The organism is Micrococcus sp. NPDC078436, from assembly GCF_040702705.1.
GTDB lineage: Bacteria > Actinomycetota > Actinomycetes > Actinomycetales > Micrococcaceae > Micrococcus.
In genome coordinates this window covers 26,812-41,660 of the sequence record NZ_JBFBLX010000010.1, presented here as the reverse complement: position 1 = coordinate 41,660, position 14,849 = coordinate 26,812, and the positions used below count along the sequence as shown (strand labels likewise).

The 14,849-nt window shown below is 74.8% G+C and carries 17 protein-coding genes and 1 tRNA gene; 10 read left to right on the top strand and 8 right to left on the bottom strand.

Going from position 1 to position 14,849, the window contains the following annotated elements; translation table 11 throughout:
- Positions 1-735 carry a hypothetical protein gene (locus AB0302_RS07130; protein ID WP_366371011.1) on the top strand — a complete coding sequence of 245 codons (735 nt, stop codon included), beginning with the start codon at positions 1-3 and terminating at the stop codon, positions 733-735.
- A gap of 60 nt (positions 736-795) precedes the next feature.
- On the opposite strand, the gene AB0302_RS07125 is transcribed toward AB0302_RS07130, so the two are convergent.
- The 3 genes from AB0302_RS07125 to AB0302_RS07115 form a co-directional block, all read right to left on the bottom strand.
- Positions 796-1,977 carry a folate-binding protein gene (locus tag AB0302_RS07125; RefSeq protein ID WP_366371044.1) on the bottom strand — a complete coding sequence of 394 codons (1,182 nt, stop codon included), beginning with the start codon at positions 1,975-1,977 and terminating at the stop codon, positions 796-798.
- Positions 1,978-1,979: 2 nt separating this feature from the next.
- The gene (locus AB0302_RS07120; RefSeq protein WP_319073988.1) at positions 1,980-2,651 is read right to left on the bottom strand and encodes an FABP family protein; all 672 of its coding nucleotides are present in this window, start codon (positions 2,649-2,651) and stop codon (positions 1,980-1,982) included.
- A 188-nt stretch (positions 2,652-2,839) separates the two neighbouring features.
- Complete coding sequence (locus tag AB0302_RS07115; protein WP_366371042.1) at positions 2,840-3,646, bottom strand: hypothetical protein; 807 nt, start codon at positions 3,644-3,646, stop codon at positions 2,840-2,842.
- Positions 3,647-3,687: 41 nt separating this feature from the next.
- On the opposite strand from AB0302_RS07115, the gene mshD reads away from it, so the two are divergent.
- The 9 genes from mshD (at position 3,688) to asd (ending at position 10,700) form a co-directional block, all read left to right on the top strand.
- The gene (gene mshD, locus AB0302_RS07110) at positions 3,688-4,722 is read left to right on the top strand and encodes a mycothiol synthase (protein WP_366371010.1); all 1,035 of its coding nucleotides are present in this window, start codon (positions 3,688-3,690) and stop codon (positions 4,720-4,722) included.
- 123 nt (positions 4,723-4,845) lie between these two features.
- Positions 4,846-5,859 carry an NUDIX domain-containing protein gene (locus AB0302_RS07105; protein ID WP_319073984.1) on the top strand — a complete coding sequence of 338 codons (1,014 nt, stop codon included), beginning with the start codon at positions 4,846-4,848 and terminating at the stop codon, positions 5,857-5,859.
- 59 nt (positions 5,860-5,918) lie between these two features.
- Positions 5,919-6,272 (top strand): GNAT family N-acetyltransferase, encoded by a 354-nt coding sequence (locus tag AB0302_RS07100; protein WP_248116072.1) that lies wholly within the window; start codon positions 5,919-5,921, stop codon positions 6,270-6,272.
- Positions 6,273-6,371: 99 nt separating this feature from the next.
- Positions 6,372-7,448, top strand: a complete 1,077-nt coding sequence (locus AB0302_RS07095; RefSeq protein ID WP_366371008.1) for a hypothetical protein — start codon at positions 6,372-6,374, stop codon at positions 7,446-7,448.
- Positions 7,441-7,824 carry a GntR family transcriptional regulator gene (locus tag AB0302_RS07090; protein ID WP_248116076.1) on the top strand — a complete coding sequence of 128 codons (384 nt, stop codon included), beginning with the start codon at positions 7,441-7,443 and terminating at the stop codon, positions 7,822-7,824. The genes AB0302_RS07095 and AB0302_RS07090 overlap by 8 nt, the downstream gene beginning before the upstream one ends.
- 1 nt (position 7,825) lies before the next feature.
- Entirely contained in the window at positions 7,826-8,656 is an 831-nt protein-coding gene (locus AB0302_RS07085; RefSeq protein WP_319073978.1) for a thymidylate synthase, read from the top strand.
- A 16-nt stretch (positions 8,657-8,672) separates the two neighbouring features.
- Positions 8,673-9,266 carry a dihydrofolate reductase gene (locus AB0302_RS07080; RefSeq protein WP_319073976.1) on the top strand — a complete coding sequence of 198 codons (594 nt, stop codon included), beginning with the start codon at positions 8,673-8,675 and terminating at the stop codon, positions 9,264-9,266.
- Entirely contained in the window at positions 9,263-9,514 is a 252-nt protein-coding gene (locus AB0302_RS07075) for an NF038396 family protein (protein WP_248116080.1), read from the top strand. The genes AB0302_RS07080 and AB0302_RS07075 overlap by 4 nt, the downstream gene beginning before the upstream one ends.
- Positions 9,515-9,548: 34 nt before the next feature.
- A complete protein-coding gene (gene asd / locus AB0302_RS07070; RefSeq protein WP_319074173.1) occupies positions 9,549-10,700 on the top strand; it encodes an aspartate-semialdehyde dehydrogenase in 1,152 nt (383 codons plus the stop codon).
- Positions 10,701-10,801: 101 nt separating this feature from the next.
- Here the strand turns inward: asd and AB0302_RS07065 are convergent, their stop codons facing one another.
- From AB0302_RS07065 to AB0302_RS07045, 5 genes are all read right to left on the bottom strand, one after another.
- Positions 10,802-11,980, bottom strand: coding sequence for a UDP-N-acetylmuramate dehydrogenase (locus AB0302_RS07065; RefSeq protein WP_366371005.1), 1,179 nt, complete (start codon positions 11,978-11,980; stop codon positions 10,802-10,804).
- Positions 11,977-12,501: a MaoC/PaaZ C-terminal domain-containing protein gene (locus AB0302_RS07060; RefSeq protein ID WP_366371003.1), complete on the bottom strand. Its 525-nt coding sequence runs from the start codon at positions 12,499-12,501 to the stop codon at positions 11,977-11,979. The genes AB0302_RS07065 and AB0302_RS07060 overlap by 4 nt, the downstream gene beginning before the upstream one ends.
- On the bottom strand, positions 12,501-12,950 hold the full coding sequence (locus AB0302_RS07055; RefSeq protein WP_366371001.1) for a MaoC family dehydratase N-terminal domain-containing protein: 450 nt from the start codon (positions 12,948-12,950) through the stop codon (positions 12,501-12,503). Before AB0302_RS07055 ends, AB0302_RS07060 begins: the two co-directional genes overlap by 1 nt.
- 140 nt (positions 12,951-13,090) lie before the next feature.
- A complete protein-coding gene (locus AB0302_RS07050) occupies positions 13,091-13,411 on the bottom strand; it encodes a hypothetical protein (RefSeq protein WP_319073966.1) in 321 nt (106 codons plus the stop codon).
- A gap of 1,351 nt (positions 13,412-14,762) precedes the next feature.
- Positions 14,763-14,836: transfer RNA gene (locus AB0302_RS07045), tRNA-Met, on the bottom strand.
- Between the last annotated feature and the right edge of the window lie 13 nt (positions 14,837-14,849).

Genomic DNA, 14,849 nt, shown 5'->3' with positions numbered 1-14,849 from the left:
GTGAGCGAGCTCCCCCGCCTGGACGACCACGTCCTCGGCCTCGTCCGCTGGGCGTGGTGCCGCGAGCTCGGCCTGCCGGAGGGATCGCTGGACGACCCCTCCGACGGCTCCCGTCTCGAGGTGGCGGGGCCCGCGGACGCGGTGGTCGTGCTGCAGCTGGCCGGCGCCACGGCGCTGCGGGCTCCCGCGGACGTGCTCGGCGCGGCGCGGGACCTCCCGGACGAGGTGCTCGCCCTCGAGTCCACCCTGCTGCGGCTCACGGCGCGGCACGCCCCGCGCTCGCTCGGCGAGGCCGACCTGCTCTACACGGCCGAGGCACCGGAGATCAGCCCCTCCTCCTCGGTGGCGGTCTCCGGTGCCCCCGAGCACGCGGCGCGGCTCACGGCCCTGTGCCCCGCCGACGACGTCCACGCGGCGGACCTGGGCCCAGCACCACTGACCCTCGTGCCCGACGACGGCCACGGGGAGGCGCTGGGCGACCCCCTCGCCGGGGCGGGGCACACGGTGTGGCAGGGGCTGGTCGCCCGGATGGGGATCCTCACGGTCCCGGAGCACCGCGTCCGCGGACTCGGGACCTACGCCGCGGCCGTCGCGGCCGAGCGGGCCTTCCTGGACGGCCTCGTGCCCGAGGCGCGCGTGCGCACGCAGGACCGGGCGGGCCAGGCGATCGCCGTGGCCCTGGGGTTCGCGCGGGCGGGGTCCCTCACGCGGATCGAGCTGACAGCCGGGCGCTGACCGCTCAGGGGCGGCCTGACGGGCGGCGGGCCACCGCGCCGGACGGGACGAGAGTCCCGGTCAGCCCAGGCGCCCGAGCCCCGGGGGACGGCCCACGACCTGGCCGGCGTCGGGCGAGACGAGCGGCTCCTGCGCGGCGGCGATCCACTCCGCGGCCACGTCGTCCTCCGCACCGCGGACGAGCAGCTCCGCGTCCACGGGGACGGCCCGCTTCAGCACGGCCAGCGCGATCGGCCCGGCCTCGTGGTGGAGCGCGGAACCGGTGACGGACCCGACGGGACGGGCGGTCGCCCGGCCCTCGGGGGTGTCCGGGGACGGGCGCACGATCACGGGCGCGCCGTGGGGCGGGAGCGCATGGGAGGACCCGTCCAGCAGCAGCTGCGTGAGGCGGCGGGGAGGACGCCCGAGGTTGTGCACCCGTGCCACGGTCTCCTGCCCCCGGTAGCAGCCCTTGGCCAGGTGCACGGCGGTGCGCAGCAGGTCGAGCTCGTGCGGCAGGGCCCGCGCGTCCGCGTCCAGGGCGGGACGGGGGCGCCCGGCGGCGAGCCGCAGGGCCTCCGCGGCGGAGACGCCGGCCAGGCTCCAGCCCTTCAGCTCCCCCTCACCGAGGTGCGCGACGGTCTCCGCGAGGTCGGCGCGGGTCACGAGGTACTCGCGCCAGCTCCAGTCCGCGCCGGGGTGACACGCCGGGTCCGGCTCCGCCGAGTACGCCCAGCCGCCCTCGGCGACGGCGGGCCACGGGTCCACCCACACGGTGCGGTCCTCCCAGCCGGGCACGGGCGCCATGGACCCCACGACGGCGACCGCTCCGGAGTGGTCGCGGATCCGCACGTCGTGGGAGAAGCGCATGGCGGTCAGCCACGCGATGAGGTCCTCGGAGCGCGAGCGGTCCACGATGAGCCACGCGGCGGCACCGTCCTCGAGGAGATGCGCGGCGTGCTCGATGCGGCCCTGCGGATCGAGCAGGAGCGTCTCGGTGCTCGTGCCCGGGGCGAGGGACTCGACGTGCTGGCTGCCCAGGGTGTGCAGCCACGCGAGACGGTCCGGGCCCGTGAGGGAGAGGACGGCGCGGTGGGAGAGGTCCACGAGGGCCCGGCCGCGGGCCAGGGCGCGCTGCTCCGGCAGGGGACGGCCGTAGTGGGCGGCGACGCCCTCCTCCAGGCCCTCCCCCTCCACGGCGCCGGCCGCTGGGCCGGGGCTCGCGGAGGCGGCGAGGCTCAGGATCGGGCTGCGCCCGGGCATGGTCATGCGGGGCGGTCCGAACCGGAGCAGCGGGGGCGCTCCGCGCCGGGGGCGAGGCGGCCCTCAGCGGGGCTGGGCATGCGGTCCAGGATCGCGGAGGCGTGGACCTCCAGCTCCCCCTCCGCCGTCGCCGCGGCGTCCCAGCGCCAGAACAGCTGGCCGTTGACGAGGCCCGCGATGCGCGTGGCGCGCTCATACGGACCGGCCGCAGAGCCGCGCAGCACGGCGTCCGTGACGAGCTGCAGCTGCGGGCCCTTGATGCGCCCGTAGTAGAGCTCGGAGAGGGAGCCCGGGTGCGTGATGGTGGCGGTGATGCCGAACGAGCCGCCCTCGCCGCGCAGGGACTCGACGTCCTCGGCGGAGCGGTAGGCGGGGACGATGTCCGCGGGCACCATGCCCGGGCCCACGTCGCCGTCCCGGCGGGGGCGGTCCACCTGCCAGAAGCCGGTCTCCACGGTGAGGGGGCGCAGCAGGGTGCCGTCCTCCTCGCACAGCCAGGACTCGGCGCGGTACTCCACGAAGGGCTGGCCGTGCTCGGTGAAGTCCACGCGCTGGTAGAAGATCTCCGTGCCGTCGGCACCGTCGCCCAGGCGGCCCTGGCCCTCCCAGCTGCCGATCAGCCAGGAGAGCGGGGCGAGCTCGGGGGTGAGGTCGAAGGGGAGTTCAGTGGCCATGAGTCGTCACGGCGCGGCCCGCGGCGGGGCCGCGCTCGGTCAGCGCTGGCCCTTGAAGAGGCCCGAGACGACGACGGCGGCGACGGCGGCCATCGCCAGGCTGGCGAGGACGACGAGGCCGAGGAAGAAGATCTCGAGGGCGATGAGCGTATCCATGCCGACCATCCTAGCCACTGCCGCAGGCCGGCTCAGGCCAGCAGCCCCACCATGACGTGGCCGATCACTCCGGCGGCACCCACGGGCGCCATCGCGAGGGCGTAGCCGGCGCGGCGAGGGCGCAGCGTGGTGGCCACGGGGCGGTCCTCCGGCCGGGGGCGCGAGGACGGGGCCGTGGAGGCGGTGAGCGCCACGAGCGTCGCCGCGGAGAGCGACGAGAGCGTGAGGGCGGCGAGCTCCCGGGGCGCCGTGCCCGCGAGCACGCCGGCGGCCCACGCGGCGAGGGCGCTCGCCGGGATCACCACGAGGGCGAGGACGCCCGGGCGGCCCTGCATCCAGGGCGTCAGGCCCAGGAGCGAGACGACCGCGACCGTGACGGCCAGGGCCAGCACGAGTCCGCGGACCTCCGGCACCGCGGACCACCGGGCCATCGCGACCCAGCTGGCCGACATCACGGCGATCACCACGCCGCCCATCGTGGCGACCGTGGACTCGAGGCGCAGCGGCCGCCCTGTACCGCGGACGAGCTGGACCACGAAGGCCGCCATGGTGCCCCACGCGAGCAGCACGGCCAGGGGCTCGAGGAGCGCCCAGGCGTCTCCGTGCCCCGTGCTTGGCGCCGGCCAGAGGAGCATGAGCAGGACGCCGAGCACGCCGGTGGACGCGATCGTCACGGACAGGGAGAGGCGCGCGGGGGCGCCCATCTGCCGGGGCCAGCCCCACGAGATCACCAGCACCACGGCCACGGCGGCGACGGCGGCGGGCGCGGGGCCCAGCAGGGTGGCCGCGGCCAGCACCAGGGCGGCGAGGGCCGCGCTCAGGGCCATGGGCAGTCGCATCACGAGGTCCATCCTGCCAGCTGTCCCCCTACGCTGAGGACATGGCCGACTCCCCCGCTCCCCGCCCCGTCCCACCCATCGCGCCCTCCTCGGCCGCCGTCGACGTCGCCGCTCAGGACGGCTCCGGGACGGGACCGGAGCAGGTGAGCGAGGTCCTCGCGCTGGCCGACCGCGCCCACGCCGCCGACGGGCATCCGCCCCTGTCGGACCAGACCCGCGGGGTGCTCTCCCGGGGCCGGCAGCGCTGGTTGGGCCTCCTGCGCGCGGAGGAGGGAGGCCTGATCGGCGCGGCGGTGCTCGCCCCCGAGGGCTCCGAGGCCGCCGGATCCGTGCTCGAGCTCGTGGTGGACCCGGCCGCGCGGCGCGCCGGCAACGGCACCCGTCTGGCCGACGCCGCCGCGACGGCGGTCCGGGGCGGCGGGCTCGAGGGGACCACGAGCGTCTGGGCGCACGGCATGCTGCCGGGCTCGGCGGAGCTGGCAGGACGGCACGGCCTCGCGCCCGTGCGCGAGCTGCGCCGGATGCGGCTGGAGGGCGAGGAGATGGCCGCGCTGCCCGCGCCGCGCCTGCCGGACGGGGTCCGCCTGCGCGCCTTCGAGCCCGGCCGGGACGAGGAGGCCTGGCTCGAGCTCAACGGTGCGGCCTTCGCCGACCACCCCGAGCAGGGCGGCCTGACCCGCGCCGACCTCCAGGACCGGATGGAGCAGGACTGGTTCGACGCGTCCGGCTTCCTGCTGGCCGAGCGCGCGGCCGACGGCGCTCTGCTCGGCTTCCACTGGACCAAGGTCGAGCCGGCCCATGACGACGTCGGCTCCGTCGCCGACGAGGGCGGGCACCGCGTCACACGGCCGCGGCTGGGCGAGGTGTACGTCGTCGGGGTGTCCCCCCACGCGCAGGGGATGGGCCTGGGCCGGGCGGTGACCCTCGCCGGCCTCCAGCACCTGGCCGCCGTCCCGGTGGACGCCGTCGACCTGTACGTGGACGCGGAGAACGCGGCGGCCGTCGCTCTGTACGAGTCGCTGGGCTTCCAGCTGCTCGCCGCCGACGCGCAGTACCGCGCCGAGCGGGTCGGCTGACGCAGGAGGACGGGCGGGGCTCGGCCGGTCATGCGGGCCGTATCCTGGTGCGGCCCGCCGACCACCGGAACGCACCGCACCGCATCGGGCGCCCCCACCCCACCGCAGAGATTCAGGAGCCGCATGGCCTCGCCCCAGTCCGACCGCATCGCGACCTGGTCCACCCCGGACCGCGCCGTGACGGGACCCTCTACGGACGTGCTGGCGGCCGGCATGCTCCCGTGGCGCCTGACCGCGGACGGACTCGAGGTGATGGTCATCCATCGCCCGCGGTACGACGACTGGTCCTGGCCCAAGGGCAAGCTCGACGTCGGCGAGACCCTCCCGGAGTGCGCGGTGCGCGAGGTCCAGGAGGAGGTGGGCCTCACCCTGCGCCCCGGCGTCCCGCTGTGCGTCACCCGCTACGAGGTGCCCGCGCGCCGCAGCGGCGGCGGCCAGACCAAGGAGGTCTGGTACTGGGCCGCCGACGCCGCGGGACTGACCGCGACCCCGGACGGCCACGAGGTGGACGAGATCCGCTGGGTGAGCCCGGCCCGCGCCGCGCAGATGCTGGCCAACGAGACGGACCGGGAGCCGCTCGAGCTGCTCGAGCGCGCCCACGCACAGGGACGGCTGCGCACCACGCCCACGATCGTGCTGCGCCACGCCAAGGCCAAGCCGCGCTCCTCCTGGTCCCGGGCCGAGCAGGAGCGGCCCCTCGCCGCCACCGGCCGACGGCAGGCGCTCTCCGTGCAGGGCCTGGTGTGGGCGTGGCGGCCGGAGCGCCTCGTCTCCTCCCCGTGGCGGCGCTGCGTGGAGACCGTGGCGCCCCTCGTGAAGACGTCGGGCCTGCCCCTGAAGACGAAGAGCGCCTTCACGGAGGCGACCGCGCGGGAGAGGCCGAAGAAGACCCGCCGGGCCATGCGGGACGTGCTGGGCCGCCGTCGCCCCCAGGTGCTGTGCACGCACCGCCCCGTGCTGCCCGAGCTGCTGCAGGAGATCCGGGATGCGGCGGCCCGCCCCGCGGCGGAGATCCTGCGTGCCCTCCCACGCGAGGACCCGTACCTGCGCCCCGGTGCCGTCCTCGTGCTCCACCAGGCGGTCGAGCGCGACGGCGCCGTCGTGGCCGTGGAGGTCTACGACCCCTGGGACGACTGACGGGACCGGACGACTGAGCGGGCATTGAGACCCGCGCCCCACAGGCCTAGGCTCGGTCCATGGAGACCGCATCGACGCACCAGCCCGAGAAGATCGTCCACGAGCGCCTCGCGGTGACCCGGGATCCCGACCGCGAGCGCTTCGAGCTGCGCCACGACGGCAGGTACATCGGCTTCCTCGGCTACACGCAGGAGACCCGCCCCGCCGACGAGGGCGAGGACGTCACCGTGGTGCGCCTGCAGCACACGATCATCGACGAGGCCTTCAGCCGCCGCGGCTACGCCCGCGCCCTCGTGACGATGGTGCTGGACCGCATCCGCGCCGAGGGCGACCAGATCCTCGCCGAGTGCACCTACGTGGACGACTACCTGCGCCGCTACCCCGAGTACCAGGACCTGGTGTACGGCGGCTGAGCCGGGGCCGGGCACCCGCGACACGCCGCCTGTATCATTCCATTGATACAGTGAGCACGTGCGCGGCGGTCGCGCACGCATGGACAGAAGAGGTGCCCGGTGCCCGCTCTCCCCCTCGAGGTCGTCTGGACCTCCAGTGCTCTCGTCCTCCTCGTCCTCGCGATCCTCTACTGGTTCGCTCGCCGAGCCCGGTGGACCGCAGCGCCGCTGGCCGCGCGTGGCCATCTCACCGCGACGGCGGCGCTCACCCTGGTGGCCACGGCCGTCTGGGCCGGCCCGACCCCGTTCGCGGCACTGTGGGTGACCGACGGCGCGGGCGGCTGGGTCCGGGCCGGGGGCGGAGCGCCCTCGGGGCACTGGAGCAGGGAGACACTCGAGGCCGCTCCGGTCGATGCGCCGCTGCTGGCGGCGGCGATCCTCCTCCCGGCTCTGTGGCTCCTCGTGATCCCCGCCCTCGGCCAGGTGACCTGGCCTCCGGCGACGGGGCCCCGGCGCAGCGCCGCCCTGATCGCCCGCCGATGGCAGTCCCTCGTCCCGCCCCGCCTCCTCCTGCTGGTGGCCCCGGGAGCGATCCTGGCGCTCGCCGGTGTCGCAGCCGCCGCGGCCACCCCGGGCGTGCAGGGCGCGGAGTACCGGCAGCACCTCTCCGAACAGGCCACGCCGTTCAGCGCCCGGTTCGCCGGAATGCCCGCCGGGTCCGCCGTCGCGCCCTGGTACGCGGCCGGCGCGGCGGCCGTGCTCCTGGCGTTGTGCGCCGTGCTGGCGATCTGCCACCGTCGGAGGGCGCTGAGCGGGCTGGACCCGGCACAGGACCTGGCGGCACGGCGCATCGCCGTGGACCACGCCTGCCGCATCGGGGCGGCCCTGCTCGCCTGGATCGGACTGGCCGGCCTGGCCGGTGCCCTCGAGGCGCATGAGCGCCGTCAGGCCGCCCAGGAGGCCGCGGCCGCCTACTCTGCGTGGGAAGCCGGGCGCATCCCGGCGGCCGAGATGGCCGGGTGGCTGACCCCCGTCGCGAACGGCGCCCCGGCCGAGATGCTCCTCCTGGTCGGCTCGACGGTCGTGGGGGTGCTGCTCGTGCTCGTCCGGCCCGCCCGCGAGCAGCGGATCCTCCGCGGCGCGGCCGACGGGACCCGCGCGGACGGACCGGCGGCGAGAGGCGGTGCGCGTGACTGACCCCGTCGGCGTCGACCTGGATCTCGACTCCCCCGTGCCGCCCTTCGAGCAGATCCGAGCCCGCATCGCCGACCTCGTGCGCCGCGGGGTGCTCGCTCCTCGCGATCGGCTCCCCTCGGTCCGGACGCTGGCCGCCGACCTCGGCATCGCACCGAACACGGTGGTCCGCGCGTACGACGCGCTGGAGCTCGCCGGACTCGTGCAGAAGGAGGGTCGGCGCGGCACCGTGGTGGCCGAGGCCCCTCCGCCCCCGGACCACGCAGAGGTCGAGGCCTCGCTGCGGAGCGCGGTCGCCCTGGCCCGCGCCGCGGGCTGGGACGCCGAGCGGGTCCGGCGGTCGGTGGACGGCGCCCTCGGCGGAGTCGTCTCTGGCTAGAGTGGACCGGGTGAGCATCCCCACCCCGTACGAGGACCTGCTGGCCGACGTCATGGCCCACGGCGCCGTCAAGACGGACCGCACCGGCACCGGGACGCGCAGCGTCTTCGGCCGCCAGATGCGCTTCGACCTGTCCGCGTCCTTCCCTCTCATCACCACCAAGCGGGTGCACTTCAAGTCCGTCGCGCTCGAGCTGCTGTGGTTCCTCCGCGGGGACTCCAACGTGCGCTGGCTGCAGGAGCGCGGCGTGCGCATCTGGGACGAGTGGGCGGACGCGGACGGCGAGCTCGGCCCCGTCTACGGCGTCCAGTGGCGATCGTGGCCCACCCCCGACGGCGGGCACATCGACCAGATCGCGAAGGTCGTGGAGCAGATCCGGGCGAACCCGGACTCGCGCCGGCACATCGTGACCGCCTGGAACCCCGCCGAAGTGGACGAGATGGCCCTGCCGCCGTGCCACGCACTGTTCCAGTTCTATGTCTCCCCCGGTGAGGACGGCGGCCCCGGCGTGCTCTCCTGCCAGCTGTACCAGCGTTCGGCGGACCTCTTCCTCGGCGTGCCGTTCAACATCGCCTCCTATGCCCTGCTCACCGTGATGGTGGCGCAACAGACCGGCTTGACGCCGGGCGAGTTCGTGTGGACCGGCGGCGACTGCCACATCTATGCCAACCATGAGGACCAGGTGCGCGAGCAGCTGACCCGCGCCCCGTACCCGTACCCGCGGCTGCGCCTGGTCCGGAGGCCCGACTCGATCTTCGACTACGCGTACGAGGACCTCGAGGTGCTGGACTACCGGCACCACCCCGCCATCGCCGCCCCCATCGCCGTCTGAGGTGACCCCGACCCCCATGGACCACCCCGCCCCGACCTCCCCCGTGCACGGCACTCCGGCCGAGCCGACGATCGCCATGATCTGGGCGCAGACCCCGGACCGCGTGATCGGCCGCGACGGCACGATGCCCTGGCATGTGCCCGAGGACCTCGCCCACTTCCGCCGCCTGACGCAGGGGCACCCCGTGATCATGGGCCGCCGCACGTGGGAGTCCTTCCCCGAGGCCTTCCGCCCGCTCCCGGACCGCACCAACATCGTGGTCTCGCGCTCGTTGACGGCCGCCGACGACGCCGGAGCGGAGGTCCGCGCGGCGGGCGCCGTCGTCGTGCCCGACTTCGGCACCGGCCTCGACGCGGCCGCGGACGCCGACGGGTGCGACCTCGTCTGGGTGATCGGCGGTGCCACGATGTACGAGCAGGCCCTCGACGTGGCCACCCGCGCCGAGATCACCGTGATCGACGAGGACGAGGACGGCGACACGCATGCCCCGGCCCTCGACCCGCGCTGGCGCATGACCGCGGCCGACCCGGCCCCGGACGACTGGCACGCCTCGCGCACGGGACCGCGCTACCGCATGGAGCGCTGGGAGAGAGAAGAGGACCCCGCATGAGCACCGACCCGACGCCGTCCCGCGACACCCCGGCCCCCGGCGGGCTGCTCAGCGGCGACGCCCTGACGTTCCTCGCCCTCATCGCCCTGCCCGTGCTCGCGTTCGTGTGCGCCGTGTTCGGCCTCATCCTCGTGCTGCAGGGCAAGACGATCGCCGGCCTCGTGTTCCTGCTGGTGCTGACGCAGGCGTTCGCGATCGGCGGCTTCATGCTGGGGAACCGCCGGAAGCGCGCGCAGCGGGACCGGTAGCCTGGAGGGCATGACCTCTGCCGCCCCCTCCCCCATGACCGCCCCCGACGCCGCCGCCGTGCCCACCGTGGGCCTCGTGGGCTGGCGCGGCATGGTCGGCTCCGTGCTCATGCAGCGCATGGCGGAGGAGGGCGACTTCGCGCGGGTGAACCCCGTCTTCTTCTCCACCTCCAACGCGGGTGGCGCCGCCCCGGTGTTCGCGGGGATGTCCGGTGAGCCGGGCGCGCTCGGGGACGCGTACGACGTCGAGGCATTGGCGAAGCTGCCCGTGATCCTCACCGCGCAGGGCGGGGACTACACAAAGGCCGTCTACCCGCAGCTGCGCGCCGCCGGATGGGACGGCGTCTGGATCGACGCCGCCTCCACGCTGCGCATGGAGGACTCCTCCGTGATCGTGCTGGACCCTGTGAACCGCTCCGTGATCGACGCGGCGCTGGCGGCCGGGACGAAGGACTTCATCGGCGGCAACTGCACCGTGTCCTGCATGCTCATGGGCCTCGGCGGGCTGTTCAAGGCCGGCCTCGTGGAGTGGGGCACGGCCATGACCTACCAGGCGGCCTCCGGCGGCGGCGCCCGCCACATGCGCGAGCTGCTCACGCAGTACGCGGCGCTGTCCGGCGCGGTCGAGGCCGAGCTGGCCGATCCGGCGTCGGCGATCCTGGAGATCGACCGCAAGGTCATCGAGCTGCAGCGCGGCGGCCGACTGGATGCCTCGCAGTTCGGCGTGCCGCTCGGCGGCTCGCTCATCCCGTGGATCGACGCGGACCTCGGCAACGGCGTCTCCCGCGAGGAGCAGAAGGCCTTCGACGAGACCAACAAGGTGCTCGGCCTGCGCGGCGAGGAGCGGATCCCGTTCGACTCGCTGTGCGTGCGCGTGGGCGCCATGCGCTCGCACTCCCAGGCGCTGACGCTCAAGCTGACCGGGGACGTGCCGCTGGACGAGGTCGAGGCGATCATCGCCGCAGACAACGAGTGGGTGCGGGTGGTGCCGAATGAGAAGGAGGCGTCGATGCGCGAGCTCACGCCGATCGCCGCCACCGGCACCCTGCAGATCCCCGTGGGCCGCCTGCGCACGATGGCGATGGGCCCGGAGTACCTCTCCGCCTTCACCGTGGGCGACCAGCTGCTGTGGGGCGCCGCGGAGCCCGTGCGGCGCATGCTCATGATCGCCACCGGCAACCTCTGAGCGCACCCGACCCCAAGCTGAACGAGTCGTCACTTCTTGTGGGTATCCGCCGCGGATACCCACAAGAAGTGACGACTCGTCTCGCGTGGTGGTGGGGTGGATCAGAGGTAGGTGCCGATGATCATGGGCTCGTGGTGCAGGTCCACGCCGAAGCGCGCGCGGACGCCGTCGCGAACCTCGCGCGCGATGGTGAGGATGTCCTCGGTGCTGGCCGCGCCGCGGTTCGTCACGGCGAGCGTGTGCTTCGTGGACAGCGACGCGCGACCCCCGGCCAGTCCCGTCCCGTCCTCACCGCGGCCATCGGGCCCGTCCTCGCGGGGCTCCACGTCCGGCAGGCCGAAGCCCTTGCCGTAGCCCGCGTGGTCGATGAGCCAGGCCGCGGAGAGCTTGACGAGCTCACCTCCCTGCTCGTCCGTCCCCGCGGCGAACGCGGGCGCACCCTCGGGAAGAGAGGCGCGCACGGCCGCCGGCACGATCGGGTTGGTGAAGTACGAGCCCGTGGACCACGAGTCCTGGTCCGCGACGTCCCACACCATGCCCTTCGAGGCGCGCAGGGCGAGCACCTCCTCCCGCACGGTCCGGAGCGCGGCGTGCGCGCCCTCCTCCACGCCGAGCGCCCGCGCGAGCTGCGCGTACCGCACCGGCGACGTCGGCTCGGCCCCCTCGGCCGCGCGACGCAGCCGCAGGTCGATCGAGAGGACGACCCAGCGTGGGCTCGGCTCCCCCGACTCCAGCATCGAGCGCTTGATGATCGAGTCTCGGTAGCCGAAGCGCAGCTCCTCGGCGGACAGCTCGACGACAGCCCCGCCGCCGGGAGCCTGCCGGTCCCACGCGCGCAGGGAGATCAGCACCTGGGACACGTCCGCGCCATAGGCGCCGACGTTCTGCACCGGCGTCGCGCCGGCGGACCCCGGGATCCCCGAGAGCGCCTCGATGCCCGCCAGGCCCCGCTCCACGGTCCACGCCACGGCGGCGTCCCACGGCTGGCCGGCGCCGATGCGCACGACGACGGCGTCGCCCTCCGCCTCGCCCGCACCCTCCGCGCGGTGCGCGTCCTCCAGCACCTCGATGCCCTCGAACGCCGTCTGCACCACGGTGCCCGGGAAGCCGGCGTCCGCCATGAGGGTGTTGGAGCCCCCGCCGAGCACGAACAGGGGCTCCCCCTCGGCGTCGGCCACGCGGATGGCCTCCACGGCCTCCTGCTCCGTGCGGGCGGTGACCCAGGCCCGGGCGGGCCCGCCGACGCGGGTGGTGGTGTGGTCGGCCAGGCGCTCGCTCACGCGGTCTCCTCCGAGGTCGGGGCTGCGGGCTCGGCCAGGCGCACGAGCACCTGGGCCTTGGTCAGCACGCGGGGCTTGTCCAGGGCGGGGTCGTTCACCGTGAGGTCGATCCGGACGGTGCCGGCGGCCTCGTCCACGACGCCCACCGTGCCGGTAACCTCGAGGCGTGCGCCGGCCAGGGGCGCGCCGTCGTCGTCGGCCCGGCCCGTGGTGTCCGCGACGGGCACCATGCCCGTGAAGCGCGTCTGGTAGTCCACCACCGCCCCGGGCTCCCCGGCCCAGTCGGTGACGAGCTGCACCGCGGCGCCCATGGTGAGCATGCCGTGGGCGATCACACCGGGCAGTCCCACCCCCGTGGCGAACGACTCGGACCAGTGGATCGGGTTGTGGTCGCCGGAGGCGCCCGCGTAGGCCACCAGGTCGGCGCGCGTGAGCGCGACGGTCCGGGAGCCGATGACGTCGCCCTTGGCGAGGTCGGACAGGCGCGGGGCGTTCTGCGGGCCGATGTGCTGCGCGCTCATCAGGCCTCCTCTCCGCGGATCAGCAGGGTGGAGGTCACGGTCGAGACCGGGGCGCCGGCGGCGTCGGCGATCTCGGTGACGGTGGTGACCATGTCGTTGCCGCCGAGCGACTTCACGGAGGCGATCCTCACCGTGGCGGTCACCTCGTCCCCGGCCACGAGCGGGCGGTGGTGGGTGAAGCGCTCCTCCGCGTGCAGCACGCGGGAGAAGTCGATGCCCGCCTCCGGGTCGTTCACGGCGGCGGCCTCGGCGCGCTGCGCGATCACGACGGCGAACGTCGGCGGGGCGACGAGGTCGACATGGCCGAGGGCTCGGGCGGCCTCGACGTCGTGATGGGCGGGGTGCTGCGCCTGGACGGCGGAGGCGAAGGCGCGGACGGCCTCCCGGCCCACCTGGAAGGGGGGCGCGGGCGGATAGCTCCGCCCGGCGACGCTGGGGTTCACGGGCACGCGTGGCTCCTGATCAGACGGGGTCCGGACTGCGCACCAGCCTACCGCCGGGGCCGGACACGACGGCGGTCCGAGAGCCGGGGCGGGCGACCCGACGGCCGGAGCCGTCGGCGCCGGGATCGGCGGCGACGGTGCGGACCTCAGCCGCGAGGACGCCCGCCCTGGCGACGCGCGGCCTCGCGGAAGCGGACCATCTGGGCCGCCAGATGGACCAGGACGCCCAGGCCCAGCACGACGAGGGCGGCCTGGGAGAGCGGGAGCCGGTGCGTGGCGGAGCCGACGACGGAGAGCACGATCCCCACGAGGAAGAGGCCGGAGCCGGTCAGCACCATGCGGCGGTAGAGGGAGGAGCCGTGCTCCCACGGGGAGACGAAGCCGGCGGGCTCTCTGCGGCCTGCAGGCCGGGCGGCCGGACGGGCCGCGCCGCCGCGCGAGGGGCTCTGACGGGGGCGCGAGGACATGCCGTCAGGCTACCGGTCCGCGACGGGATCGTGACCTCCTCGTGATCATTTCGTGACGGCACGGTTAAACCTGGGAGATCCCTGCGCATTCGGAACGTCCCGGTTCCATCCGGCATTCACCATGATCTCGGCGAGCCCTGAGGCGACACCCCCCGCACCCTGATCTCCCGCCGCGGCTTCACCCTGGCCGCGGCTGGCACCGACACCGCCGGAGCCAGCCTCGCGGCTGCCGTCCCGGCCGCCGCCACCACCCAGCTGCTCGCCCTGAGCCCGATCGCCCTGAAGTCCCGTCCCCGGTCCTACGGAACCGTCATCGGGACCATCCCCGCCGGGTCGATCGCCACCGCGGTCGGCCCGCGCGAGGGCGAGTGGATCCTCGTGAGCCACCAGGGGACGGTCGGCTGGGCCTACGGGACCCATCTCGTGCCGGCCGGCGACGCCGCCGCCCGCGTGTACGCGACCAGTGCTGCCTTCCTGCGGGAACGCCCGCGCTCCACCGCCGCGACCGTCGGGGTGATCCCCCGCGGGGCGGTCGTGGCGACCACCGGCGTGATGTCGGGCGAGTGGCAGTCGGTCCGCTGCGCCGGGACGTGGGGCTGGGCCTACGGCCCCCAGCTGCGGACCCTGACCGAGGCGCCCACCACCCGGTTCCATCAGCCCTTCACCGCGGGCGACGCGTCCTCCGTCTACCACGTCTACGCGGACGGCCTGGATCTCGAGAAGACCGTGGGCCTGGCGTGGTTCTTCGACGGCGACTACTTCTCGGCCGACCGCTCCCGCGTGCTGCGGCCTGACGACACCGAGATGCGCGGGATCGCCGCGGAGGCCAACCGTCGCAACTGCGTCCTCGTGGCCGTGGTCACCCCCGCCCCGTACGAGACCGGCTACGGCTACACGTGGTGGCGCAACCGCCCGCGCAACGGCGCCTGGCACCGGCAGCTCAACGCCCACCTGAGGGGTCGGTTCCCGTTCATCTCCGCCGCCCGCCAGTGGATGATCGGCTACTCCGGCGGCGCCGAGTTCATCTCCATGCACCTCATGGCCGAGCGCCAGTTCGAGGTCTGGCGCGGAGCGGGGGCGACCATCGTGGGCGGCGGAACCCCCCCCTGCCTCGGTGGACTCCACCAGCCCGTCCTTCCGACGCGTCCAGGCGACCTGGCACGTGAACGGCGGGGACGTGGCCGGGGAGACGATCCCGCCCACCTGGTCCGCCCTGAGCGCCGCGACGGCAGGAGAGCGGCGATACAGAGAGGGCTCCTCCTACCTGCGGACGCGGCTGAACGTGTACCCCGCGCGGGGGTGCCGACGCAGAAGGACCCGGCCTCCGTGGAGGCCGGGTCCTTCGTGTTCGTAGCGGCGGGGGGACTCGATCCCCCGACCTCACGATTATGAGTCGTGCGCTCTAACCAGCTGAGCTACACCGCCACGACATGAGAGC

Coding starts and splice junctions, on each gene's coding strand:
- AB0302_RS07125 (WP_366371044.1), bottom strand. CDS start 1,977: ATGCCCGGGCGCAGCCCGATCCTGAGCCTCGCCGCCTCCGCGAGCCCC.
- AB0302_RS07120 (WP_319073988.1), bottom strand. CDS start 2,651: ATGGCCACTGAACTCCCCTTCGACCTCACCCCCGAGCTCGCCCCGCTC.
- AB0302_RS07115 (WP_366371042.1), bottom strand. CDS start 3,646: ATGCGACTGCCCATGGCCCTGAGCGCGGCCCTCGCCGCCCTGGTGCTG.
- mshD (WP_366371010.1), top strand. CDS start 3,688: ATGGCCGACTCCCCCGCTCCCCGCCCCGTCCCACCCATCGCGCCCTCC.
- AB0302_RS07105 (WP_319073984.1), top strand. CDS start 4,846: ATGGCCTCGCCCCAGTCCGACCGCATCGCGACCTGGTCCACCCCGGAC.
- AB0302_RS07100 (WP_248116072.1), top strand. CDS start 5,919: ATGGAGACCGCATCGACGCACCAGCCCGAGAAGATCGTCCACGAGCGC.
- AB0302_RS07080 (WP_319073976.1), top strand. CDS start 8,673: ATGGACCACCCCGCCCCGACCTCCCCCGTGCACGGCACTCCGGCCGAG.
- AB0302_RS07075 (WP_248116080.1), top strand. CDS start 9,263: ATGAGCACCGACCCGACGCCGTCCCGCGACACCCCGGCCCCCGGCGGG.
- asd (WP_319074173.1), top strand. CDS start 9,549: ATGACCGCCCCCGACGCCGCCGCCGTGCCCACCGTGGGCCTCGTGGGC.
- AB0302_RS07060 (WP_366371003.1), bottom strand. CDS start 12,501: ATGAGCGCGCAGCACATCGGCCCGCAGAACGCCCCGCGCCTGTCCGAC.
- AB0302_RS07050 (WP_319073966.1), bottom strand. CDS start 13,411: ATGTCCTCGCGCCCCCGTCAGAGCCCCTCGCGCGGCGGCGCGGCCCGT.